We start from the raw sequence: 22,919 nt of genomic DNA, 5'->3' as shown, positions 1-22,919 counted from the left end.
TAGGGAGGGGGCATTCAGCGCGACATCTCTCCCAACACCTCCGCCGTCTCCACCACCGTCGCATATTCGCCGTCCATATTGGCGAGCGAAAGGTCGTGGACCTCGTCCGCCGTGCGCAGCCTCCCCGAGCGGTCCAGCCGGGCGAAGGTGAAGCAGGCGTCGGCGACCAGACGCACGTCGTAACCCAGGTTTCCGGCCATCCGCACCGTCGCCTCGACGCTGTTGTTGGTGATGACGCCGGCCACCACCAGCGTGCCGATGCCGCGGTCGTGCAGCCACTCGTCGAGACCGGTGCCGATGAAGGCGCTGTTCACGGCCTTGCCGATCACCGTCTCGCCTGCAAGCGGCAAGGCCTCCTCCTTGAAGGCGTGGCCGGGGCCGCCCGGACGGTAGGTGGAGTCGGGCTCCATCGAATCGTGGCGGATATGGACGATGGGCCGCCCGTCCCGCCGCCATGCGGCCAGCAATGCGGCGACGTTGGCTTCGGCCTGCGGGTTGTTGCGCGGACCGATGCGGCTCCAGCGCGGATCGTCGATGGCCTTTTGCAGGTCGACGATCAGCAGGGCGGCGTTGTGGGGGAGCGTTTCCATGTCGACGATCCTGCCGCCATTGTCCATCGCGTGACAAGTGGCGCGGTTTCTGGCTCTAATCCGGCGCTCGATCCCCAACCCCACCGTCCTGCGCTGAACCGGAGGCGCCGTGCTCGCATCCCCTCTGTCCTTGTTTGCCGTCGCCGTCGGTGGTGCCGCCGGATCGGTGGCGCGCTATCTGATGCTGCTGGCGATCATGCAGTGGGTCGGCACCCGGTTCCCGGTGGGGACGATCGTCGTCAACGTCATCGGCTGCACGGTGATGGGCGTGCTGTCGGAACTGGCGGCACTGACCTGGTCGCCCTCGCCGGAGTTGCGCGCCCTGCTGCTGGTCGGCGTGCTCGGCGGCTTCACCACCTTCTCCTCCTTCACGCTGGACATCGGCGTTCTCGTCGCCCGTGACGAGTTCGCCGCGGCGGCGGGATACTTCCTCGCCTCGACGCTGTTCAGCGTGGTGGGCTTCTTTGCCGGCCTGTGGGCCGTGCGTTCTCTTGTTTCGGTGTCCCTCTGATGACTGACTCTCGCAATCCCGCCGCCGATCACGCCGATGCCGCGTCAACCGAATCCAAGGGCGACAGCAAGGTCGAAACCCGCATCGTCACGGCCGACGAGGCCGACATGCGGCTCGACCGCTGGTTCAAGCGGCATTTCCCCGACGTGAACCACAGCTATCTGCAGAAGCTGCTGCGCACGGGCCAAGTCCGCATCGACGGCAAGCGGGCGGAGACGTCGTCGCGGCTGGCGGCGGGACAGGGCGTGCGCATTCCGCCGCTCGCCGCCTGGGCGGCTCCCGTCAAGGGGCCCAATCCGGGGGCGGGCAAGCCCAAGGGCATGTCGGACAAGCAGATCGCCGAGTTGCAGGCGCTGGTGCTCTACCGCGACGCCGACGTGATCGCCATCAACAAGCCGGCCGGGCTGGCGGTGCAGGGCGGCACCGGCACCTCCAAGCACCTCGACGCCATGCTCGACGCCCTGCGCTTCGACGGCAACGAGCGGCCGAAGCTGGTCCACCGGCTGGACAAGGACACGTCGGGCGTCCTGCTGCTGGCCCGTACCACCTTTGCCGCCAGCAAGCTGACCGAGCTGTTCCGCGGCAGTGCGGTGCGCAAGATCTACTGGGCCGTCACCGTTGGCGTGCCGACGCCCTACCAGGGCAAGATCGACCTCGCGCTGGCCAAGGAAGGCGGTCCGCATGGCGAGCGGGTGGCGGAGAACAAGGAAGAGGGCAAGCGCGCCGTCACCGTCTATTCGGTGCAGGAGAATGTCGGCAAGCAGGCGGCCTTCGTCGCCATGTGGCCGCTGACCGGCCGCACCCACCAGCTGCGCGTCCACATGGCCGCCGTCGGCACGCCGATCCTCGGCGACGGCAAATATGCCGGGCAAGGCGCCTTCCTGGCCGGGGCGGAGGTGGCGAAGAAGCTGCATCTGCATGCGCGCCGGCTGATCCTGCCGCACCCGCGCGGCGGCAAGACCATCGACGTCACCGCACCGCTGCCCGACCACATGCAGGCGACCTGGAAGTATTTCGGCTTCAGCCCGAACCTGCGCGACGACCCGTTCGAGGATTTCGAGTGATGGCGCTACCGCTGCGTCTCGCCCTGTTCGATTGCGACGGCACGCTGGTCGACAGCCAGTTCGCCATCATCGATGCCATGACCCAGGCCTGGGCCGAGCATGGGCTGGGCGAACCCGACCCGATGGAGGTCCGCCGCATGGTCGGGCTGTCGCTGGTGGAGGCGGTGGCCCTGCTGCTGCCGACGCACGACGCCGAGACCCATGTGGCGGTGGCGGAAAGCTACAAGCGGGCCTTCTCCGCCGCGCGCAGCCGGGGCGAGGTGGACGAGCCGCTGTTCCCCGGCATCGTCGACACGCTGGCGGCGCTGGAGGCGGCGGGCGTCCTGCTGGGCGTCGCGACCGGCAAGTCGCGGCGTGGGCTGGACGCGGTGCTGAAGGGGCACGGGCTGACCGGGCGCTTCGTCACGCTGCAGACCGCCGATGTCGGTCCTGGCAAGCCGAACCCGCACATGGTCCAGCGCGCGCTGGCGGAGACCGGCGCCGAAGAGGCAGGCACGGTTGTGATCGGCGACACGACCTACGACATTCAGATGGCCCGCAACGCGCGGGTGCGATCGGTCGGCGTCTCCTGGGGCTATCATGCGGTGCCGGAGTTGGAGCGGGCCGGGGCGAACCGCATCGTTCACCGCGGGCGGGATGTCGCCACCGCGGTGCTGGAGCTTTTGGAAGGGTAAGCGATGAAGCGTTTCTACAAGGCGGCGGGGATCGGCGAGACCGAGGGCGGCTTCCGGGTCGAGCTCGACGGCCGTCCGGTGCGGAGCCCGGCCAAGGCGCCGCTGGTCTTCCCCAGCCGGCCGCTGGCCCAGGGCGTGGCTGACGAATGGGCAGCTCAGGGCGACCAGATCGACGCCCATTCCATGCCGCTGATGCAACTGTCGAGCACCGCCGTCGACCTGATCCCGGCCAAGCGGCCCGACATCGTCCAGGCCATCAGCGCCTATGCCGGCACCGACCTGCTGTGCTACCGCGCCGAGCATCCGCAGCCGCTGGTGGACCGTCAGGCCCAATTGTGGCAGCCGCTGTTGGACTGGGCGGCGTTGACCTACGACGCGCCGCTGCATGTCTGCGCCGGCCTGATGCCCAAGCCGCAGCCGGAGGAGGCGCTGGCCGCTCTGCGCCGGGTGGTGGAGCGGACGGACGACTGGTACCTGTCGGCGCTGCAGACCACGACCGGCGTCTGCGGCTCCATCATCGTGGCGCTGGCTTTGCTGGAAGGCCGCATTGGTGCGGAAGAGGCTTTCGAGGTCTCGCAACTGGACGAGACCTACCAGATCGAACAATGGGGCGAAGACGCCGAGGCCACGAAGCGCCGCGCGAACGTGCGTGCGGAGATTGTGGCCTGCCGGCGCTTTGTGGATCTGCTGCGGGGGTGAGGGTGCCGAGTTAGACCCCCACCCCAACCCTCCCCCGCTGGGCGGGGGAGGGGGTAAGTGCCGATGCGAGAGAGCGGCGGCAGTCCCTCCCCCACCCAGTGGGGGAGGTTAGGTGGGGGTCTAACTCCCGCAAGACCGCAGCAACCCTTACTTCGCCGTGCTGCTGCCGGTGGTCCCGGTCGACCCGGTGGTCGGGGCGGCGCCCGGCGCCATCTTCTCGTCCTCGGCCGGCTTCCGGTTCTTGTTCAGCGACGTCATGGTGTCGTCGTACTTGAACTCCGGCATCGCCTTGACGTCGTCGCGGCTCATGCCGGCCAGGTTCAGGCGGTTGTTCTGCGCATCCCAGTTGGCGGCGGTGTAGTCGACCGCGACCTGCTTCTCGCCGATGCCGAGGAAGCCGCCGGAGCTGACCACCAGCTGCTTGGCCTGCCCGTTGGCGTCGAGGATCACGTCGTCGACCTCGCCGATCTTCTCGTTGTCGCGGCCGTAGATGTTCTTGCCGATCAGTTCCTCGGCGCTGGCCAGCTGGCCGCCCGTGGCACCGGTGGCCGCCGTGCTGCCGGCGGTGCTGCCGGTGGTCGCGCTGTCCGGCGACGCGCTGTTCGACATGCTGGAGGTCGACGAGGACGGATTGCCCACGGTCGGCGAGGTGGTCTGCGCGACGGCGGCGCCGGAGAGCAAAGCCAGCGTGGCGGCGGTGACAATCAGGGTGCGACGCATGGGGTGGCTCCTTTGTCGTTGTGTCGAAAGACACCAGAACAACAGGCGCAAGCCCCGTTTGATTTCACCTTCCGTGAACTCTTTCGGTGTGGGACTAGCCCTTGGTGGTAATGTCCCAGCCCGGTTCCTGCGGCGTCAGCGTCGCCGGACCGGCCTGGAAGGAAAGCCCGTTCGCGGCCGCGCGCTGCACCTCCTCCAGCCGCAGCAGGACGAGCGCCGAACCTTCGCGGGCGCTGCGGATTTCCCCGGCGTCCTTGCCGTCCAGCGTCACCAGGGTGCCGGGCTCCGGCGTCGGCCCGTCGATGGCGGCGGGGAACAGCTTCTTCTTGATCAGGGCGCGGTACTTGGTGCGGGCGGTCAACTCCTGCCCCATGTAGCAGCCCTTGTCCCAGGAGATGGCGTTCAGCGCGTCCATCCGGTTCTCCAGGGGAATCGACTTCTCCGGAATCAGCTCGCCGGTGCCGTCCGGCACGCCAAGCGACAGGCGCAGGCGGTCGTACTCTGCGGCATCCCGTCGCACCAGTCCTGCCGCGTCCAGTTCCGCGATGCCGTCTGCAGGCAGGAACAGGCGTGCGCCGAGTGCCGGCAGACGGGGGTCGGTGAAGGCGATCCCGCCGCCGAATGGCCGCGCCGTGCCCGGCTCCGCCGGCAGTCCCAGCGCTGACAGCGCACCCTCCCCGAAGGCCACCACGACGCGCAGCGCCTCGGCCCTGTCCTCCAGCGCGATCTTCGAACGGAGCTTGTACATCTTCAGCCGGCGCAGCAGGTCGGCGCGCCGGTCCGTCTCCGGATCGAGCAGAAGTGCCGCGGCCGAATCCACACCCGACTCGACGGCTCCCGATTCGACGGCTCCCGATTCGACGATGGTGAAATCATGCAGAAACTTGCCCTGGGGGGTCAGGAACAAGGCATAAGCGGCATGGTCGGGGGTGACGCGCAGCATGTCGTTGGACACCAGCCCCTGCAGGAAGGCCTTGCGGTCGTCCCCCGTCACCGCCACCACGCTCCGCCGGTCCAGCACCGCGTAACCCGCCGACATCCTTGCCTCCACCCTGTCCGATCGGCCGAACCGCCGACCGTCTGGAGTGTTGGTCCGAACGGCCCGGCTGGCAAGGGCCTGCCGCATCGCAACAGCCCCTCGGGCGAAAGGCTGGGTTGCCGTCACAGACTGTGGCATGATGACCGAAGCGGCAAATGCATTGCATATAGGCAGAGGATCGGCTGTTGACGGCCGGTGGTGCCACCGGATTACTCTGTTGGTAGCGGTGGCACGGCTTTGGCATTGCCATACAGGTTTGACCTTATCCCGGATTTCCCCTCCTTGCCTTCGCACGCCGAGACTTTCCCCCCGGACGCTCCGCCGCCCCGCCTGGAGCTGCGCGGCATCACCAAGCGATTCCCCGGATGCCTCGCCAACGACCATGTCGATCTCGTCCTCCAGCCGGGCGAGATCCATGCGCTGCTGGGTGAGAACGGCGCCGGCAAATCCACTCTGGTCAAGATGATCTACGGGGTGCTGCACCCCGACTCGGGAACCATGCTGTGGCAGGGGGTGGAGACCATTGTCCCCGATCCGGCCGGCGCCCGGCGGCTGGGCATCGGCATGGTGTTCCAGCATTTCTCGCTGTTCGACACGCTGACGGTGACGGAGAACATCGCGCTCGGCCTGGACGATGCCGGCCGGATGGACGAGCTGGCCGACCGCATCCGCAGCGTGTCCGAGCGCTATGGCCTTGCGCTCGACCCCGAACGCCATGTCTTCCATCTGTCGGTGGGCGAGCGGCAGCGGGTGGAGATCGTGCGCTGCCTGCTGCAGGACCCGAAGCTGCTGATCATGGACGAGCCGACCTCGGTCCTGACGCCGCAGGAGGCCGCCAAGCTGTTCGAGACGCTGCGCGTCCTGGCGGCGGAAGGCTGCACGATCCTCTACATCTCGCACAAGCTGGAGGAGATCCGGGCGCTGTGCAGCCGCGCCACCGTTCTGCGGGCCGGCAAGGTGGTGGGCGCCACTGACCCGCGGCAGGAGACCGCGCGCAGCCTTGCCGAGATGATGATGGGGGCGGAGCTGTCCACGCCCGAACGGCCGCCGCAGGGTGCCGCCGGAGCCGCGCGCCTGTCGGTGCGCCATCTGTCCACCACCTCCGACAATCCCTTCGCCACCAACCTGAAGGACGTCAGTTTCGAGGTGCGGGCGGGCGAGATCCTGGGCATCGCCGGGGTGGCCGGCAACGGGCAGGCGGAGCTGATGGCCGCGCTCAGCGGCGAGATGCTGGTCGCCGACGCCGATTCCGTGGTGATCGAGGGCGCGTCGGCCGGGCATCTGGGGCCGCGGGCGCGCCGCTCTCTGGGCCTCGCCTTCGTGCCGGAGGAGCGGCTGGGCCGCGGCGCCGTCCCGGAGCTGAGCCTGTCGGAGAACGCGCTGCTGTCGGGCTATGCCCGCGAGCCGCTGGTGCGGGGCGGCATGGTCCATTTCGGCCGGGCGCGGGCCTATGCCGAGACGATCATCCGCGGCTTCAACGTGGTCGCCCATGGCCACCGGGCGGAAGCGCGGTCGCTGTCGGGCGGCAACCTGCAGAAATTCATCATCGGCCGCGAGATCCTGCAGAAGCCCAAGCTGCTGGTGGTCGGCCAGCCGACCTGGGGCGTCGATGCCGGTGCCGCGGCGGCGATCCACAAGGCGCTGATCGGGCTGGCCCGCTCGGGTGCCGCGGTTTTGGTGATCAGTCAGGACCTGGACGAGCTGTTCGTGCTGAGCGACCGGATTTCCGTGCTGTTCCACGGCCGCCTGTCCGACAGCCGGCCGACGCACGAGACGACGGTGGAACGCATCGGCCTGCTGATGGGCGGCCTGTTCGGCACGCCGCCGGACGAAGACGGGGAGATCACGCGTGCGGTCTGATGGTTTCGTGATTGCCGGAGACGCCGCATGAGCCTCATCCGTTTGGAACCGCGCGGGCAGGCGTCGAAGACCATGGTCTACGTCACGCCGCTGCTGGCGGTGGCGCTGACCCTGTTCAGCGGCTTCATCCTGTTCCTGGCGATGGGGTTCGATCCCGTCAAGGCGCTCCATGCCTTCTTCATCGCGCCGCTGACCTCGGTGCGCGGGCTGGGCGAGCTGGTGGTGAAGGCGACCCCGCTGGTGCTGTGCGCCGTCGGCCTTGCCATCGGTTTCCGCGCCAATGTCTGGAACATCGGCGCCGAAGGACAGCTGACGCTGGGCGCCATCACCGGCGGCGGGCTGGCGCTGGCCTTCTATGGCGAGGGCGGCTGGTGGCTGCTGCCGCTGATGGTGATCGGCGGTGCTGTCGGCGGCGCGGTCTGGGCGGCGGTTCCGGCCTTCCTGCGGCTGCGCTTCAATGCCAGCGAGATCCTGACCAGCCTGATGCTGAACTATGTCGCGCTTCTGCTGCTGAATTATCTGGTTCACGGCCCCTACCGCGACCCCGACGGCTTCGCCTTCCCGGAGTCGCGCCTGTTCGAGGCCGACGCCGTGCTGCCGATCCTGTGGAGCGGCACCCGCGTCCATCTGGGCGCGCTGTTCGCTCTGTTCGCGGTGGCGGGCGGCTGGCTGCTGATCGCGCGGACCTTCATCGGCTTCCAGATCAAGGTGATCGGCCTGACCCCGGCCGCCGCCGGCTATGCCGGATTCGACCAGAAGCGGATCGTCTGGTTGGCCCTGCTGCTGTCCGGCGCGCTGGCCGGTATCGCCGGCATGGGCGAGGTCGCCGGCCCGATCGGGCAGGTCACCGCCAGTATTTCGCCGGGCTACGGCTATACCGCCATCATCGTCGCCTTCCTGGGCCGCCTGCATCCGGTCGGCATCCTGCTGGCGGCGCTGCTGATGGCGCTGTCCTTCATCGGCGGCGAGGCGGCGCAGATCGCCATGGGCCTGCCCAAGGCCATCACCGGAGTGTTCCAGGGCATGCTTCTGTTCTTCCTGCTGGCGAGCGACGTGCTGATCCGCTACCGGGTCCGCTTCGGGACGCGGAGGGCGGTGGCATGAACGACTTCGCCCTGATCGGCCCGATCCTGGCCGCCATGTTCGCCGCGGCGACGCCGCTGCTGTTCGCGGCCTTGGGCGAACTGGTGGTCGAGAAGTCCGGCGTCCTCAATCTGGGTGTCGAGGGCATGATGCTGGTCGGCGCCGTCTGCGGCTTCGCCGTGACGATCCAGACCGGCAGCGCCGTCACCGGCTTTCTCGTCGCGGCGTTGGCCGGTGCCGCCACGGCCTCGCTGTTCGCGGTGCTGACCCTGTTCCTGCTGGCCAATCAGGTGGCGACCGGCCTTGCCCTTACCCTGTTCGGCGTCGGCCTGTCGGCGCTGATCGGGCAGGGCTTCGTCGGCATCCCGCTGGAGGGGCTGCCCAAGCTGTACATCCCCGGCCTCACCGACCTGCCGGTGGTGGGGCAGGCACTGTTCGGCCAGGACATCATGGTCTATCTGGCGGTCGCCGCGGTGCCGCTGGTCCACCTGTTCCTCTACCGCACCCGCGCCGGGCTGGTCCTGCGCGCGGTGGGGGAGAACCACACCGCCGCCCACGCCCTGGGCTACAAGGTGCTGCGCATCCGCTTCCTCGCCGTGCTGTTCGGCGGCGCCATGGCGGGGCTGGGCGGCGCCTTCCTGTCGATGGACTACACGCCGATGTGGGCGGAGAACATGACGTCGGGCCGCGGCTGGATCGCGCTGGCGCTGGTGGTCTTCGCCACCTGGAAGCCGGTGCGCGCCATGCTGGGCGCCTGGCTGTTCGGCGGCGTCACCATCCTGCAACTGCACGTTCAGGGGCTGGGGATCGACGTGCCCTCGCAGCTCTTGTCGATGCTGCCTTATCTGGCTACCGTCCTGGTCCTGGTGCTGATTTCGCGGGACGTCGCCCGCATCCGCCTGAACGCGCCGGCCTGTCTGGGAAAACTGTTTCATCCCGATGCTTGACGCGTCGTTTTGAAATCGAAACAAAGCCCATATCACAGAGATATCAAGAACAAGGAGCTTCGACGTGAACAGAAGGACGATGGGCAAGGCGGTGCTGGGTCTGGCCGGCGCCGCGATCGCGCTGAGCGTGGGCATGGGCTCCGCCCTGGCGCAGGACAAGCTGAAGGTCGGCTTCGTCTATGTCGGCCCGGTCAGCGACCACGGCTACAGCTATCAGCACGACCAGGGCCGTCTGGCCGTGGAGAAGGAGCTGGGCGACAAGGTCACCACCACCTTCGTCGAGAATGTGCCGGAAGGCGCCGACGCGGAGCGCGTGGTCGAGCAGCTGGCCGCCAGCGGCCATAAGCTGATCTTCACCACCTCCTTCGGCTTCATGAACCCGACGCTGAAGGTGGCCAAGCGCTATCCCGACGTGAAGTTCGAGCACGCCACCGGCTACAAGCGCGCAGAGAACGTCGCGACCTACTCCGGCCGCTTCTATGAAGGCCGCACGGTGGTGGGCGCCATCGCCGGCAAGATGACCAAGTCGAACATCATCGGCTACATCGGCTCCTACCCGATTCCCGAGGTGGTCGGCGGCATCAACGCCTTTACCATTGCGCTGCGCGAGCAGAACCCGAAGGCCGAGGTCCGCGTCGTCTGGGTCAACAGCTGGTACGACCCCGGCAAGGAAGCCGAGGCCGCCAAGGCGCTGATCGATCAGGGCGCCGACGTCATCGTCCAGCACACCGACAGCCCGGCCCCGATCCAGACCGCGCAGGAGCGTGGGCTGTGGTCGGTCGGCCAGTCGTCCGACATGACCCGCTTCGGTCCGAAGTCGCACCTGACCGCGATCGTCGAGGATTGGAACGGCTACTATGTCCAGCGCGTCAAGGCGGTGCTGGACGGCAGCTGGAAGCCGATCGACACCTGGGGCGGCATCAGCACCGGCATGGTCGAGCTGGCCCCGTACAACCCGGCCATCCCGGCCGACGTCGTGAAGATGGCCGATCAGCTCAAGGCCGACATCGTGTCGGGCAAGCGCCACTCCTTCCAGGGTCCGGTCAAGGACCAGGCCGGCAAGGTCGTGATCCCGGAAGGCAAGACCGCCACCGACGAGCAGATCCTGAAGATGGACTGGTACGTCGAGGGCGTGCAGGGCAAGGTTCCGAAGTAAGCAACGCGGTGCGCGGCGGCCGGCCGGGGGAGAGTGCCTCCGCCCAGCCGCCGCGCGCTTCGGCGATGCCCCTTACAGATACTCGCCCAGCAGACGCAGGAACGGACGCGCTTCCTGCAGGACCAGGGTGGTCTGGTGGAACAGGTCCTCGGGCGAGGCGTGGTGTTCCAGTCTGACTTCCGAAAACAGGATGATCTTCTGCCCGCCCTGGACGATGAAGCGGACATGGGGCAGCCCTTCGATCCCGCGCAGAACCGCCAGCAGGGCACGCCGGCGTTCCGGCGCCTGGGCGGTGTAGGGCACATGGCCGACATCGGCCCAGATCTGGCAGATCGACCCGCCGCCCTCATCTTCGCTCTCATGCCGGACGGCGACGTTGAAGGGCAGGCCGTCGGCCATGAAGGTCAGCTTGCAGGGGCGGGGCGGCTTGGCGATGCCCAGCACCCCTTCCGGGGTCATCTCGATGGAGCCGGGGCTGATCGGCAGGGCGCCGTCGGGCACCTCGGCCAACGATTGAATGGTCTTCAGATCGGGAACGGACAAGGCGGTACGCTCGGCTTCTGGGGCGACGGAGACGACAGCATGGGCGCCGCCAGCTAAAATTCTGTAAAGGCTCGGAACGCGCGTCTAGAATGGCTGTTCGCTGTGGTCTGAAAATACGAAGAAAGCAGGCGATGTCCGCCATCGATACCGTCGTCGTCCCCATCCATCGTGCCGGCTGGCCCTTCATCGCCGGATTCGCGGTGGTCTCCCTGGTTCTCGGTCTCGCCGTCTGGGCGCCGCTCGGCTGGATCGGGCTGGTCCTCACGCTCTGGTGCGCCTATTTCTTCCGCGATCCGGACCGCGTGACACCGACCCGGCCCGGCCTGCTGGTCAGCCCGGCCGACGGGCGCGTGACCATGATCGTCCAGGCCGTGCCGCCCAAGGAACTGGGCATGGGCGACAAGCCGCTGACCCGGATCAGCGTGTTCCTCAACGTCTTCAACGTCCACGTCAACCGCGTGCCGGCCGACGGCACCATCGTGGCGGCCGAATACCACAAGGGCACCTTCGTCAACGCCGCGCTCGACAAGGCCAGCGACGAGAACGAACGGATGGCTTTCCGCCATCGCCTGCCCGACGGGCGCGAGATCGCCTATGTCCAGATCGCCGGTCTGGTGGCGCGCCGCATCCTGTGGTGGGTCAAGGCGGGGCAGGAGGTGAAGGCGGGCGAGCGGTTCGGCCTGATTCGATTCGGCAGCCGCACCGACATCTACCTGCCGGACGGCGTCGCCCCGCTGGTCTGCGTCGGCCAGACCGCCATCGGCGGCGAGACGATCCTGGCCGACCTGGATGGGACGGAAGCGCAACGGCAGGGGGATGTGCGTCGATGAAACGACCGCCCGTCTTCCGCCAGCAGATCTTCCGCCCGCACCGGGCACGCCGCCCCGGCCGGCCGCACCCGCGGCTGAAGGGGCTGTCGATCAACCACCTGCTGCCGAACGTGCTGACGGTGCTGGCGCTCTGCTCCGGCCTGACCGCGATCCGATTCGCCATGCAGGAGCGGTGGGAGCCGGCGGTCATCGCCATCGTCATCGCCGCCATCCTGGACGCGCTGGACGGCCGCATCGCCCGCCTGCTGAACGGCCAGAGCAAGTTCGGCGAGGAGCTGGACAGCCTGTCCGACGCCATCAGCTTCGGCGTCGCGCCCGCCTTCATGATGTATCTGTGGGGGCTGAATGGTGCGGGCAGCCTGGGCTGGATCGCCTCCATGGCCTATGCCGTGTGCTGCGCACTGCGTCTTGCGCGATTCAACTCGCGACTCGGCGTGGTCGATCTGCCGCCCTGGGCCTACAATTACTTCACCGGGGTCCCGGCTCCGGCCGGCGCCGGTCTCGTCCTGCTGCCGATGATCCTGGGGTTCGAGATCGGGCCCGAGTTCCTCGGCCATCCGGCGGTGATCGTGCCCTGGACCCTGCTGATTGGTGGGCTGATGGTCAGCACCCTGCCGACCTTCTCCTTCAAGGGCGCCCGTGTGCCGGCCCAATGGGTGGTGCCGGCGCTGGCCGGTGTCGGGCTGCTGGCCGCCATGCTGGTCAGCCAGCCCTGGTGGACCCTGTCCATCGTCGGGTTGGCCTATCTGTCGATGCTGCCCTTCTCCGTCCTCCAGTTCCGCAAGCTGCAGAGTGCCGCGGAACTGATGCGGACGGAGATTGCGGAACCTGGGCTGGATGCCGGGGCCGAAGCCTCTCCCGGGGCGCAGCCGTCGGACGACATCGCAGCCGACATCGCAGCACCCGGAGAGGAACCGCGGAAGCCGGTCTGACCGGTCTTCCGCCGCTGCGTTTCGCTGCCGCTACTCCGCCGCAACCAGCTCCGCGGCGGATGCGGTGGCGGCAAGCTCCGCAACGATGACCTGCGCCACCATCGGGATTTGTCCCAGGCAACGGCCGATATGGTCGGTCTCCGCCTGGGGCAGGTCACCCACTTCCATGGCGATGGCGAGCGTATCCTCGGTCAGGCGGCTGTGCAGGGCCAGCGGGACCAGTCCGCGCTTTGCCACAAATTCCAAGATGCGGGGCAGGGTGCCGGGATCGGCATCGGCGACCAGCGAAAAGGCGACCCGGCGGCCGGGCGCGGTGGCGCGTGCATCCGACGCGGATGCAACGGTGGTCTTCACGGTGACGGACATGGCGTGATCAGGCCTTCAGACGGTTCTGCGGAATGGACAAGCGAAATCCCCGGCTCTCAAAGGAGAACCGGGCCGCTAATTCGCAGAATGCCGTTGAAGCGATGCGTGATCATGTGAGCAGCCTAAGCCGCCGCAGCCGCCCCGTCAACAGGGGCGACCAGCCGGTTGACAGCGGGTGTCGCGTTCGGGGAGCACCGGAGGAGCCATATCCTCCCTTGGTGGTGGCGAATGGTCACGTTCGAGCCGGACAGGAACAATGTCCACGGATACCCGTTCCGTTTCCGCTTGTCCGTTACGAAAGCTCCACCAGAAGGGAGAAGGCCATGCTCGGCACGATTCTGCTCATCATCCTGATTCTGTTGCTTCTTGGTGCCGTTCCGGCCTGGCCGCACAGCCGCGGCTGGGGGTACGGCCCCAGCGGCATCCTCGGCGTGCTGCTGATCGTCCTGATCGTTCTGCTGCTGATGGGCCGGATCTGATCCGCACACTATCGGGCAGTCTGTCCGTTTGATGCACGGCGGGGCCGGCGGAGGGCGAACATCAGCCACCCGACCGGCCCCAGCATCAGTACCATCACCAGCCAGCCGGCGCGCGGGCCGAAGGGGCAGCGTGATCCGGTGGGCGGGCGCCATCCGCCACCGCGGCGCGACAGCGCCACATGGAGCAGCGGCAGCCCATACAAGGCGAACAGGACCAGCCAGGGAATGGCGGCCCAGAGACCGTTGGCGGAGGAATCGGCGTTCATCGCTCCAGGATAGCACCGAAGACGGAGCGTTTGCGACCGATCGTCACGGCATAGTACAGCCGCATGCAGTCTCGGTTGCGCTGCACACAGGGCAGCGAGGTTGAAGGCGGGCGTGACTTTCGGCTAGGGTCGTCGGCGAATTCGTCCGAAGGGCCTAGTCATGGCACTGGAAATCGAGCGACGATTCCTGGTCCGCAAGGACGTCCGGCATCTCTGCCGCGACGGCGTGCGAATCGTCCAGGGATATCTGCCGTCCGACGGCATCAGCACGGTCCGCGTCCGCATCGCCGACGACCGCGCGACACTCACCATCAAATCCTTGAAGCAGGGCGCCTGCCGCGAAGAGACGGAACATCCCCTGTCGCTGGATTTCGCCCGGCGACTGCTGCTCTACGGCTGCGAGGGGCGGGTGATCGACAAGACGCGCTACCGTCACTGCCAGGATGGCCTGTGCTGGGAAATCGATGTCTTCCACGGTGAGAACACCGGCCTGATCATCGCAGAGGTCGAGCTGGAAGACCCTGATCAGACTGTGCCGCTGCCCGACTGGATCGGGGCGGAGGTCACCACGCTGCGGGCCTACGGCAACTCATCCCTATCCCGCGCACCCATCCAACGATGGTCGTCGCCTGCGGCCGCTTGAGCGGGCAACCGCAGACGACGGCGTCCTGAAGACGTTACGCCATCCGCACCCTACGCCGTCCGCACCTTGTCGAGGAAGCCCTGCACCTCGCCGCGCAGGCGGTCGGCCTGGGCGGTCAGCGTGCGGCTGGCACTCAGGACCGCATCCGCGGCGCCGCCGGTCTTGGTGGCGGCGGTGGTCACCTCGGCGATGTTGCGCATCACCTGCTGGGTGCCTTCGGCAGCCTGCTGAACATTCTGGGCGATCTCGCGGGTGGCGCTGCCCTGCTGTTCCATCTCGTGGGCGATGTCGGTGACGGTTCCGCTGATGGCCGTCACCGCGTCGGAAATGGTGCGGATGGCCTCCACGGCACTGGAGGTGGCGGTCTGCATCTCCGCGACCTGGGCGGAGATCTCCTCCGTCGCCTTGGCGGTCTGGCCGGCAAGGTTCTTCACCTCCGTCGCCACCACGGCGAAGCCCTTGCCGGCTTCGCCGGCGCGGGCCGCTTCGATGGTGGCGTTGAGCGCCAGCAGGTTCGTCTGCTCCGCGATCTCGCCGATCAGCCCGACGACCTGACCGATCCGTTCGGCGGCGAGCGACAGGCCTTCGACGATGCTGTTGGTCTGCACCGCCTTGTCGGCGGCGCCGGATGCAGTGGCGGAACTGGCGTTCAACTGGCGCGAGATTTCGGCGATGGAGGCGGACAGCTCCTCCGCCGCTGCGGCGACGGTCTGGACATTCGCGGTCGCCTGTTGCGAGGCGGTGGCGACGGCGGTGGACTTGGCGGTGGTCAGCGCCGCATCGGACGACATCTCCTGTGCGTCGCGACCCAGCGACCCTGCCGACTCGGTCAGCGACATCACCACGCCGGACACTGCCTGCTCGAAGCCGTTGGCGAACTCGTTCATGGTGCGGCGCCGGTCGGCGTCGATCTGGATGCGCATCTCCTCGCGTTCGCGCTCCATCCGCTGCATCTCCAGGGCGTTGTCCTTGAAGATGGTCATGGCGTCGGCCATGTGGCGCATCTCGTCCTTGCGGTCGCCTCCGGGGATTTCGACCGTCAGGTCGCCCTCGGCCAGCCGGCCCATGGCGCCGGTCATGGCGTGCAGCGGGTGGGTGATCGCGCGGTCGATGATCCAGGCCATCAGCGCGCCCAGCAGCAGGGCGACCGCCGCACCGATGGCGATCACCATCCCGGCGCTGGCGCGGCCGGCTTCGCGGTCCTCACGCTGGAGGGTGACCAGCCGGCCGACCTGTCCGCTGACCGCGGCGGAGGCCTGGGCCATGGCGGCCGACGCCTCGTGCTGCTTGGCGGCGGCGGCCGATAGCGCTGCGAATTCCGAGTCGAAAGCGCGGGCGGCGTCGGTGATGGCGGCGATCAGTGCGCGGCCTTCCTGATCGACCAGCACGGCGCCGGCCTGTCCGGCGATGTCGAGGATCTCCTTGACCGCCGCAGCGACCGCCGCCTTCGCGCCGGACGTGGCCTCCGACGTGCCGGACAGCAGAAAATCGCGCTGGCCCAGCATCGCGGCCTGGGCACCCTGCACCAGACGCATCGCCAGACCGCGCAGCATCACCGCCTCGTTCACCTCGCTCTGGGCGAATTTCGAGGCTTCGCGCAGTGCTTCGGTCACGATGGCCTGGTTCTGCTGAAGCTCCACGGCACGTTCCTGCACGCCGCGTGCTGCCTCGTCCAGTCCGGCGGCGACCCCGGCATCGGCCAGCGCCGCGGCTCCCCTGCCGCGCAGGGACTGCACCGTGTCGTGGTAGGCGCGGGTATCGTCGGCGATTCGCGCGGCCAGCGTCTCGTCGTTGGTGCCGACAAGGTCCTTGGCGACGGTGTCGGTGGTCTGAACAAGCTCGTCCAACGCCTCCCCGATCTGGGCGGCCAGCGCCTCCTCGGGGTTGCGCCGCAGATCGCTCTGCCGGCGGCGGACCTCCAGAACCCGTTCGATCACGCGGTTGGCCCGCTCGGCGGTGTCCATGGCATGGCGCAGTTCGGCGTCGGCGTCGCGCTTGCTGGCCATGTTCAGGTCATAGCGCTCCGACTGTTGCTTGCCGATCTTCTCGGCGATCTCGCGCAGGGCGCGCGCGCGCATTTCCATGCTGGCGGTGCGGGCGTGCGCCTCGGCGTCCTGGGTGACGAAGTTGGTGAAGGCGGTGCGGTAGCCATCGATGCCCGAACGCACCTCGTCCAACAGGCGGCGGCCTTCCCCGTCGGCGAGCGCGGCACGGGTCTCCTGCGCTTCGGCCTGCAGGGCGTCCAGCATGCCGGGAACATTGGCCGCGGCCTTGGCGTCGCGTTCCGTCACGAAGCGCGCCTCTTCCAGCCGCACCGACTTCAGCCGCGTGTCGAGATCGGCGGTGTGGGCCGCCAGATCGACTCGCTCGGCATAGGTGCTGAGGCTGTTCCAGCCGACGAACGCCACGCCTACCGTCAGAAGCAGCACGGTGGCGAAGCCAAGCGCGATCCGCGTTCCGATCGTCATGAATGGTGGACTCCCCGCTCGCGTCGCCCTTCCGGAGACGCTTTTCTCCCGATCATTGTCCGATTGAACCACAGGTCGGTTAACGTCCGGTTTGATTCAGGTCAGGAAACTGCCTTATTTCAGAAGCGGTCAGGCATCCAGGGTGCCGCGCCGCAAAATATGCGCTGCAGCCGGTCGATCATCTTTTCTTCACCATGAAGCAAACCCGCCCGCCACAATGCGCGAGCGCTTGCGTGTCCGGTGAACAGACTGGCGAAGGTGCCGATCTCCATCCTGGCCGGTGCCTCAACAACTTGCTCGATTTGGGAGATATTCCCCCTGGATTGGGCAACCTCAAGATGGTGTCGCCCGCAATTGCCGAAAATTAAGGAATCTTTTATCTCGAAGGTAGCCGATTCGGTGAGACCGGACGGATAGCCGCGTTTTTCCAGCGCCGCCGCAACGTCCAACGGCCGGACCAGCCACTCTTCCCGTCCGTCCAGCCGCAAACCGTCACCGGCCAACAGGGCCAGTGGGTCGTTGGGGCCGCCGGACCATGTTACCCGGTCCACCTGGGCGCGGAAGCCTTCCAGCAGGCCCATCGCCCCGCCCAGCGTTGCGCCGGAGGGCAGGCAGTGGTCGGCGACCGCAAGCCGCCGATCCCGCGGAGGCATGATGGCGATGTATCCTTCCGGGTCGCGGAAGAGGTCGGCCGGATCGCCGTCCGGACAGAGGGCAAGCGTCCAAAGTGCCTCCGTCCGTTCCGGTAAACCATTTCCGTCGGCAAGCAATGGACGGCGGAGCAGGGCCAGCGGCGCGGCGTCGAGCGGATCCGCCGGCCGAAGGACTGCTGCGCGGGATGGCGGCGTGGCGAAGGCGGTGGGCGGTGCGCTCCACTGGCAGGTGACGCCTCCGCACCCGTACCCCAATCCGCGATAGAACGGCAGCGTGGCGGGGCAGAGGATCGACAGGACAGCTCCGGCGGCACGCGCCTCCATCAGCAGCGACTGCATCAGTGTCTTGCCAAGCCCGGCGCCGCGCAGGGCCGGATCGACCGCGACCATGGCGACCGCCTGTACCGGAACCGGCCGTCCGCCGAACCACTGGTCCATCATCCAGTGCGCGGCACAGGCAACCGGGTTGGTGCCGGTGCCTTGCGGACGTCTCAGCACCCGGATGGTGTCGGGGCCGAACAGAGCCGCATAGCGGTCGAACAGGTCGCGCGACAGCCCGAAGCCGAGCCGGGCCAGCCGGGCGATTGCGCTCAGTTCGTCCGGACGGGCCGGACCGTAGTCGGGCTGTGGCGTGGGGAGGGAAACGGCCGGCCTCCGCTCATTCGGCGGCAGGCTGCACCGCGGCGACGCGGGTCGGGATCAGCGCAGCGAGGATGCGCGACTGCTCGTCCAGGCGGCCTTCCATCCGGCTGATGCGTTCGCATTGCTCGTCGAGCCGCGATTGGATCGGATCAGAGCGAACTTCAGGCATGTTGCCCCTGCCGGCTATGCGGTCGCACCAATAGTCGATTCTCAACTTAAAATCTGCCAAGGCGGCCAACACCTGCTCTTTCTCGATGTCGGTCATCTGAGCTCTCCGGATTAAACGTCCAGACGTCAAACCAGCCTCAAGATTAGAAATACACGCTCTCGGCTCGGAATTCACCGGTGATCTCATTCAAATCTGTCAATCGCATCACCAGTGTCTCATGCGGAAACGTAGCCAAAATGGATCGAGGGGATGCATTGATGTCCTTGGCCCGATTCATGACCACCCGAAACAAGCCTCCACACTGGTCTCTCGCCCAAAGCAAATTGCGAATGCGCTCTCGGTTGCCGATGCGGTTGCTCCAATCTGCTAATCGTGGATTTCCATATACATCGAGAACCATTGTTCCATTCAAAATCTTAACCTCATCTTCCCATATAGTGAGCACGACCACGCGCCCATCGCTGGATTTCGCTGACCAACTCCATCTGGGATTTACCGGCTTTGCGCCGAAATATTCATAAGCCTTGGTTAATGTCCAACGGCCTGCCATTTGGTGCTCCCATGGCGAGAATGAGGCAAAAGAAAAATCCTGCCGGCTATTCTGCCATAGGTTGGGAGCGGAGCGTGAATCGGGAGCTCTTGGAAACGGTACTTCAAGAGTGCCCGTATATAGCTTTGTGCCAGCTAGAGACTCAACCGCCCCGCTGCCCATCCGGCAGCCTCGCGCACCACGTCGCTCGCATCCTCGCACAGGGCCTCAGCCACAGGCTTCAGCGTCGGGTCGCCGCTGTTGCCGATGGCGACCAGCACGTTGCGGACGAAGCGGTCGCGGCCGATGCGCTTGATGGGGGAGCCGCTGAACACCTGCCGGAAGCCAGCATCGTCCAACCGCGCCAAGTCGGCCAGTCGGGGCGCCGTCAGTTCGGCCCGCGGCAGGAAGGCGGGTTCACGGGTCGCGCGGGCGAACTTGTTCCAGGGGCAGGCGGCAAGGCAATCGTCACAGCCATAGATGCGGTTGCCCATCAGCGGCTTGAGTTCGTCGGGGATCGGCCCCTTGTGCTCGATGGTCAGGTAGCTGATGCAACGCCGGGCGTCGATCTGGTAGGGCGCCGGAAAGGCGGCGGTCGGGCAGGCGACCTGACAGCGGTCGCAGGAGCCGCAGCGGTCGCGCGCCGGCGGGTCGGGCGGCAGTTCCAGGGTGGTGTAGATCTCACCCAGGAACAGCCAGGAACCATGGTCACGCGATACCAGATTGGTGTGCTTGCCCTGCCAGCCCAATCCGGCCTGCGCCGCCAGCGGCTTTTCCATCACGGGCGCGGTGTCGACGAACACCTTCACCCCCGCCTTGGTCTGGTGGGCCAGCCATTGGGCCAGGGTCTTCAGCCGCCCCTTGATTAGGTCGTGATAGTCGCGGTTGCGGGCATAGACGGAGACGATGCCGCGGTCGGGATGCTCCGCCAGCCGGCGCGGGTCGTCGTGGGGGGCGTAGCTGGTGCCCACCGCGATGACAGTGCGCGCCTCGTCCCACAGGGATTGCGGATGGCTGCGCTGGTCGCTGCGCTCGGCCATCCAGCCCATGTCGCCGTGCCGGCCTTCCGCCACGAAGCGGGCGAGGCGTTCGCGCGCTTCCGGTCCCAGCGCGGCGGGGGCGAATCCCACCGCGTCGAATCCCACCGCCAGCGCACGGTCACGGATGGCGTCCCGCAGCCGCGCCGGGTCGGCGGACGCGAGCGGAGCGGGCTTAGCCGCGGCCACGGTAGGTCGGGACGTCCTGCGAAGGGATCCAGACGCCCTTCGGCGGCTCGCCCGTCTGGAAGAAGACGTCGATGGGAATGCCGCCGCGTGGATACCAATAGCCGCCGATGCGCAGCCACGCCGGCGACAGTTCGTCCACCAGCCGCTTGCCGATGCCGACGGTGCAGGCCTCGTGGAAGGCGCCGTGGTTGCGGAAGCTGGTCAGGAACAGCTTCAGCGACTTCGATTCCACCAGCCAGTCGCCGGGCACATAGTCGATGACCAGATGGGCGAAGTCCGGCTGGCCGGTGATCGGGCAGAGCGAGGTGAATTCCGGCGCCGTGAAGCGCACGCAGTAGGGATCGCCGGGGTTCGGGTTCGGCACCCGCTCCAGCACCGCCTCTTCGGGGGTCTTGGGCTGGATTGTGGAGCCGCCGAGCTGGGTCAGGCCGGCATAGATGTTTTCACTCATCGGTCTTTTCCTCCGCCACCCGCTCGGCTTTGGGCGGGCGGCCTTGCTTCGGCGGCTTGCCGGGCTTGGCGATGGGGTCGACGGTCGCCTCGATGTCGCCCTCGTTCAGGCGGGCTTCCATTGCGCCGGCGACCTCTTCGAAATTGCCGTCCTGGATGGCCTGCCGCATCGTCCGCATCACGTCCTGGTAGTAATGCAGGTTGTGCCAGGTCAGCAGCATCGGCCCCAGCATCTCGTCGGCCTTGAACAGATGATGCAGATAGCCCCGGCTGTAGCTGCGGCAAGCGGGGCAGCCGCATTCGGCGTCGAGCGGGCGCTCGTCATGGGCATGGCGGGCGTTGCGGATGTTGATGGTTCCGCGGCGGACGAAGGCCTGACCGGTGCGGCCCGAGCGGGTCGGCATCACGCAGTCGAACATGTCCACACCGCGCCGCACCGCGCCGATCAGGTCGCTCGGCCGGCCGACGCCCATCAGGTAGCGCGGGCGGTCCTTGACCATCAGCGGCTCGGTGAAGTCCAGCACGCGGAACATGGTCTCCTGACCTTCGCCGACCGCCAGCCCGCCGATGGCGTAGCCGTCGAAGCCGATGTCGGTCAGGGCGGCGACGCTTTCCGCCCGTTGCTCCGGATAGATGCCGCCCTGGACGATGCCGAACAGGCCGTAGCCGGGGCGCTCGACGAAGGCGTCCTTGCTGCGCCGCGCCCAGCGCATCGACAGGCGCATGGAGGATTCGGCCTGCGCCTCGGTCGCCGGGAAGGGCGTGCACTCGTCCAGGCACATGGTGATGTTGCTGTCCAGCATGTGCTGGATCTGGATGGAGCGCTCCGGCGTCAGGTGATGGCGGCTGCCGTCCAGGTGCGATTTGAAGGTGACGCCTTCCTCCGACATGGTGCGCAGGTCGGACAGGCTCATCACCTGGAAGCCGCCGCTGTCGGTCAGGATCGGCTTGTCCCAGTTCATGAAGCGGTGCAGGCCGCCCAGCTGGGCCACCCGCTCCGCCGTCGGGCGCAGCATCAGGTGGTAGGTGTTGCCCAGCAGGATTTCCGCACCGGTCGAGGCCACCGCGTCGGTGGTCATCGCCTTCACCGTCGCCGCGGTGCCCACCGGCATGAAGGCCGGCGTCTCGATGGTGCCGTGGGCGGTGGTCACGCGGCCGCGCCGCGCCCGCCCGTCGGTCGCCAGAAGGTCAAAGCCGATGCCGGTCATGATGGGTCCGTCCTGTGCAGCAGCGAGGCGTCGCCGTAGCTGAAGAAGCGATAGTTGGTGTCGATGGCGTGGCTATAGGCCGCCCGCATGCGGTCATAGCCGGCGAAGGCGCAGACCAGCATGAACAGCGTCGATTTCGGCAAGTGGAAGTTGGTCCACAGCAGATCGACGATGCGGAAGCGGTAGCCGGGGGTGATGAAGATGTCGGTGTCGCCGCTGAAGGGAACCAGCGTTCCGTCCTCCCGCCCCGCCGTTTCCAGGATGCGCAGCGCGGTGGTGCCGACCGAGACAATGCGGCCGCCGGCCTTGCGCGTCTCGTTCACCGCGGCGGCGGTCTCCGGAGAAATCTCGCCCCATTCGCTGTGCATCTTGTGGTCGGCGATGTCATCGACCTTCACCGGCAGGAAGGTGCCGGCGCCGACATGCAGCGTCACCGGGACCCGCCGCACCCCGCGTTCGTCAAGCGCCGCCAGCAAATCGGGCGTGAAGTGCAGCCCGGCGGTGGGGGCGGCGACGGCACCCTCTCGCGCGGCGAAGACGGTCTGGTAATCGGCGTTGTCGCCCTCGTCGGCCTTGCGGCGGATGTAGGGCGGCAGCGGCATCCGGCCATGGCGGTGCAGCGCCTCCATCAGCTCCGCCCCGCCGGCGGAGAAGCGCAGCCGCACCTCCATCCCGTCCTTGGCGATCACCTCGGCGCTGAAACCGTCTGCGATGACGATGACGTCGCCGGGCTTCAGCCGCTTGCCGGGCTTGGAGAAGGTCGCCCATTCCCGCTCGCCCAGCCGCTTGTGCAGCGTGATCTCCACCGCCACCTCGCCGCGCCGGCCGTCGAGCCGGGCGGGGATGACGCGTGTGTCGTTGACGACCATCAGGTCGCCCGGCTGCAGCAGCGTCGGCAGGTCCCGCACGATGAAGTCGCGCAAGGTCGGGCCCACCTCCAGCAGGCGGGCGGCGTCACGCGGCCGGACGGGATGCTCGGCGATCCGGTCGGGCGGCAGGTCGAAGTCGAAATCGGCGGTCTTCATGGGAGGGGCAAGCTATAGACTGAACGGAGGGCGGATGGGAAGGGTTTGGGGGCTGGCTTCTTGCGACGTTAGACCCCCACCCTGACCCTCCCCCGCTGGGCGGGGGAGGGGATTGGACCTTTGTCGGCGTTCAGCGGCAGTTCCTCC

Annotated in this window: 26 protein-coding genes; 12 read left to right on the top strand and 14 right to left on the bottom strand. The window is 67.6% G+C overall.

Translation table 11 applies throughout. The features are described 5' to 3' along the window. Positions 1-14 precede the first annotated feature (14 nt). Complete coding sequence (locus FZ983_RS02870) at positions 15-590, bottom strand: cysteine hydrolase family protein (protein ID WP_149222090.1); 576 nt, start codon at positions 588-590, stop codon at positions 15-17. A 109-nt stretch (positions 591-699) separates the two neighbouring features. On the opposite strand from FZ983_RS02870, the gene crcB reads away from it, so the two are divergent. Genes crcB through FZ983_RS02850 form a run of 4 tightly spaced genes read left to right on the top strand, consistent with a single transcriptional unit; the run spans position 700 to position 3,538 of the window. Beyond that, on the top strand, positions 700-1,101 hold the full coding sequence (gene crcB, locus FZ983_RS02865) for a fluoride efflux transporter CrcB (RefSeq protein ID WP_149222089.1): 402 nt from the start codon (positions 700-702) through the stop codon (positions 1,099-1,101). Next, positions 1,101-2,165 carry an RluA family pseudouridine synthase gene (locus FZ983_RS02860; RefSeq protein WP_149222088.1) on the top strand — a complete coding sequence of 355 codons (1,065 nt, stop codon included), beginning with the start codon at positions 1,101-1,103 and terminating at the stop codon, positions 2,163-2,165. Before crcB ends, FZ983_RS02860 begins: the two co-directional genes overlap by 1 nt. After that, positions 2,165-2,839 (top strand): HAD-IA family hydrolase, encoded by a 675-nt coding sequence (locus FZ983_RS02855; RefSeq protein ID WP_149222087.1) that lies wholly within the window; start codon positions 2,165-2,167, stop codon positions 2,837-2,839. Before FZ983_RS02860 ends, FZ983_RS02855 begins: the two co-directional genes overlap by 1 nt. A 3-nt stretch (positions 2,840-2,842) precedes the next feature. Continuing rightward, a complete protein-coding gene (locus FZ983_RS02850) occupies positions 2,843-3,538 on the top strand; it encodes an ATP12 family protein (protein WP_149222086.1) in 696 nt (231 codons plus the stop codon). A 147-nt stretch (positions 3,539-3,685) separates the two neighbouring features. Here FZ983_RS02850 and FZ983_RS02840 read toward each other — a convergent pair whose 3' ends face one another. Further along, complete coding sequence (locus FZ983_RS02840) at positions 3,686-4,258, bottom strand: PRC-barrel domain-containing protein (protein ID WP_149222085.1); 573 nt, start codon at positions 4,256-4,258, stop codon at positions 3,686-3,688. A 94-nt stretch (positions 4,259-4,352) separates the two neighbouring features. Further along, entirely contained in the window at positions 4,353-5,297 is a 945-nt protein-coding gene (locus FZ983_RS02835) for a folate-binding protein YgfZ (protein WP_149222084.1), read from the bottom strand. Between the two features lie 282 nt (positions 5,298-5,579). Here FZ983_RS02835 and FZ983_RS02830 point away from each other — a divergent pair, with 282 nt between their 5' ends. From FZ983_RS02830 to FZ983_RS02815, 4 genes are all read left to right on the top strand, one after another. Further along, positions 5,580-7,157: an ABC transporter ATP-binding protein gene (locus tag FZ983_RS02830; protein ID WP_149222083.1), complete on the top strand. Its 1,578-nt coding sequence runs from the start codon at positions 5,580-5,582 to the stop codon at positions 7,155-7,157. A 27-nt stretch (positions 7,158-7,184) separates the two neighbouring features. Next, on the top strand, positions 7,185-8,261 hold the full coding sequence (locus tag FZ983_RS02825) for an ABC transporter permease (RefSeq protein WP_149222082.1): 1,077 nt from the start codon (positions 7,185-7,187) through the stop codon (positions 8,259-8,261). Then, positions 8,258-9,187, top strand: a complete 930-nt coding sequence (locus FZ983_RS02820; protein ID WP_014248382.1) for an ABC transporter permease — start codon at positions 8,258-8,260, stop codon at positions 9,185-9,187. The genes FZ983_RS02825 and FZ983_RS02820 overlap by 4 nt, the downstream gene beginning before the upstream one ends. A 79-nt stretch (positions 9,188-9,266) precedes the next feature. Then, positions 9,267-10,343 (top strand): BMP family ABC transporter substrate-binding protein, encoded by a 1,077-nt coding sequence (locus FZ983_RS02815; RefSeq protein ID WP_149222450.1) that lies wholly within the window; start codon positions 9,267-9,269, stop codon positions 10,341-10,343. A 72-nt stretch (positions 10,344-10,415) separates the two neighbouring features. Here FZ983_RS02815 and FZ983_RS02810 read toward each other — a convergent pair whose 3' ends face one another. Further along, positions 10,416-10,886 (bottom strand): hypothetical protein, encoded by a 471-nt coding sequence (locus tag FZ983_RS02810; RefSeq protein WP_149222081.1) that lies wholly within the window; start codon positions 10,884-10,886, stop codon positions 10,416-10,418. A gap of 89 nt (positions 10,887-10,975) precedes the next feature. Between FZ983_RS02810 and FZ983_RS02805 the strand changes: the two genes are divergently transcribed. Together FZ983_RS02805 and FZ983_RS02800 are read left to right on the top strand one after the other, a co-directional pair. After that, complete coding sequence (locus tag FZ983_RS02805) at positions 10,976-11,716, top strand: phosphatidylserine decarboxylase (RefSeq protein WP_081505924.1); 741 nt, start codon at positions 10,976-10,978, stop codon at positions 11,714-11,716. Next, on the top strand, positions 11,713-12,648 hold the full coding sequence (locus tag FZ983_RS02800) for a phosphatidylcholine/phosphatidylserine synthase (RefSeq protein ID WP_149222080.1): 936 nt from the start codon (positions 11,713-11,715) through the stop codon (positions 12,646-12,648). The genes FZ983_RS02805 and FZ983_RS02800 overlap by 4 nt, the downstream gene beginning before the upstream one ends. A 30-nt stretch (positions 12,649-12,678) precedes the next feature. Here FZ983_RS02800 and FZ983_RS02795 read toward each other — a convergent pair whose 3' ends face one another. Beyond that, positions 12,679-13,014, bottom strand: a complete 336-nt coding sequence (locus FZ983_RS02795) for a hypothetical protein (RefSeq protein WP_149222079.1) — start codon at positions 13,012-13,014, stop codon at positions 12,679-12,681. 323 nt (positions 13,015-13,337) lie between these two features. Here FZ983_RS02795 and FZ983_RS02790 point away from each other — a divergent pair, with 323 nt between their 5' ends. Further along, positions 13,338-13,493 (top strand): DUF3309 family protein, encoded by a 156-nt coding sequence (locus FZ983_RS02790; protein ID WP_082860756.1) that lies wholly within the window; start codon positions 13,338-13,340, stop codon positions 13,491-13,493. 8 nt (positions 13,494-13,501) lie between these two features. On the opposite strand, the gene FZ983_RS02785 is transcribed toward FZ983_RS02790, so the two are convergent. Beyond that, positions 13,502-13,759, bottom strand: a complete 258-nt coding sequence (locus tag FZ983_RS02785; protein ID WP_149222078.1) for a hypothetical protein — start codon at positions 13,757-13,759, stop codon at positions 13,502-13,504. A 160-nt stretch (positions 13,760-13,919) separates the two neighbouring features. Between FZ983_RS02785 and FZ983_RS02780 the strand changes: the two genes are divergently transcribed. Further along, complete coding sequence (locus FZ983_RS02780; RefSeq protein WP_149222077.1) at positions 13,920-14,402, top strand: CYTH domain-containing protein; 483 nt, start codon at positions 13,920-13,922, stop codon at positions 14,400-14,402. Positions 14,403-14,452: 50 nt separating this feature from the next. On the opposite strand, the gene FZ983_RS02775 is transcribed toward FZ983_RS02780, so the two are convergent. From FZ983_RS02775 to queA, 8 genes are all read right to left on the bottom strand, one after another. After that, entirely contained in the window at positions 14,453-16,870 is a 2,418-nt protein-coding gene (locus FZ983_RS02775) for a HAMP domain-containing methyl-accepting chemotaxis protein (RefSeq protein WP_149222076.1), read from the bottom strand. A gap of 119 nt (positions 16,871-16,989) precedes the next feature. Continuing rightward, on the bottom strand, positions 16,990-18,195 hold the full coding sequence (locus tag FZ983_RS02770) for a GNAT family N-acetyltransferase (RefSeq protein ID WP_282186988.1): 1,206 nt from the start codon (positions 18,193-18,195) through the stop codon (positions 16,990-16,992). Continuing rightward, complete coding sequence (locus FZ983_RS02765) at positions 18,182-18,430, bottom strand: hypothetical protein (RefSeq protein WP_149222075.1); 249 nt, start codon at positions 18,428-18,430, stop codon at positions 18,182-18,184. Before FZ983_RS02765 ends, FZ983_RS02770 begins: the two co-directional genes overlap by 14 nt. 46 nt (positions 18,431-18,476) lie before the next feature. Further along, the gene (locus FZ983_RS02760) at positions 18,477-18,884 is read right to left on the bottom strand and encodes a hypothetical protein (protein ID WP_149222074.1); all 408 of its coding nucleotides are present in this window, start codon (positions 18,882-18,884) and stop codon (positions 18,477-18,479) included. Between the two features lie 134 nt (positions 18,885-19,018). Beyond that, positions 19,019-20,089, bottom strand: coding sequence for a tRNA epoxyqueuosine(34) reductase QueG (gene queG, locus FZ983_RS02755; protein ID WP_149222073.1), 1,071 nt, complete (start codon positions 20,087-20,089; stop codon positions 19,019-19,021). Beyond that, a complete protein-coding gene (gene queF / locus FZ983_RS02750) occupies positions 20,076-20,540 on the bottom strand; it encodes a preQ(1) synthase (RefSeq protein WP_149222072.1) in 465 nt (154 codons plus the stop codon). The genes queG and queF overlap by 14 nt, the downstream gene beginning before the upstream one ends. Next, on the bottom strand, positions 20,533-21,747 hold the full coding sequence (gene tgt, locus FZ983_RS02745) for a tRNA guanosine(34) transglycosylase Tgt (RefSeq protein ID WP_149222071.1): 1,215 nt from the start codon (positions 21,745-21,747) through the stop codon (positions 20,533-20,535). Before tgt ends, queF begins: the two co-directional genes overlap by 8 nt. Beyond that, the gene (gene queA / locus FZ983_RS02740) at positions 21,744-22,772 is read right to left on the bottom strand and encodes a tRNA preQ1(34) S-adenosylmethionine ribosyltransferase-isomerase QueA (RefSeq protein WP_149222070.1); all 1,029 of its coding nucleotides are present in this window, start codon (positions 22,770-22,772) and stop codon (positions 21,744-21,746) included. The genes tgt and queA overlap by 4 nt, the downstream gene beginning before the upstream one ends. Between the last annotated feature and the right edge of the window lie 147 nt (positions 22,773-22,919).

Origin of the sequence: Azospirillum sp. B21 (assembly GCF_008364825.1) — a bacterium.
Taxonomy (GTDB): domain Bacteria; phylum Pseudomonadota; class Alphaproteobacteria; order Azospirillales; family Azospirillaceae; genus Azospirillum.
Note: the sequence above shows the minus strand (reverse complement) of the source record. Positions and strands in the feature narration are given on the sequence as shown.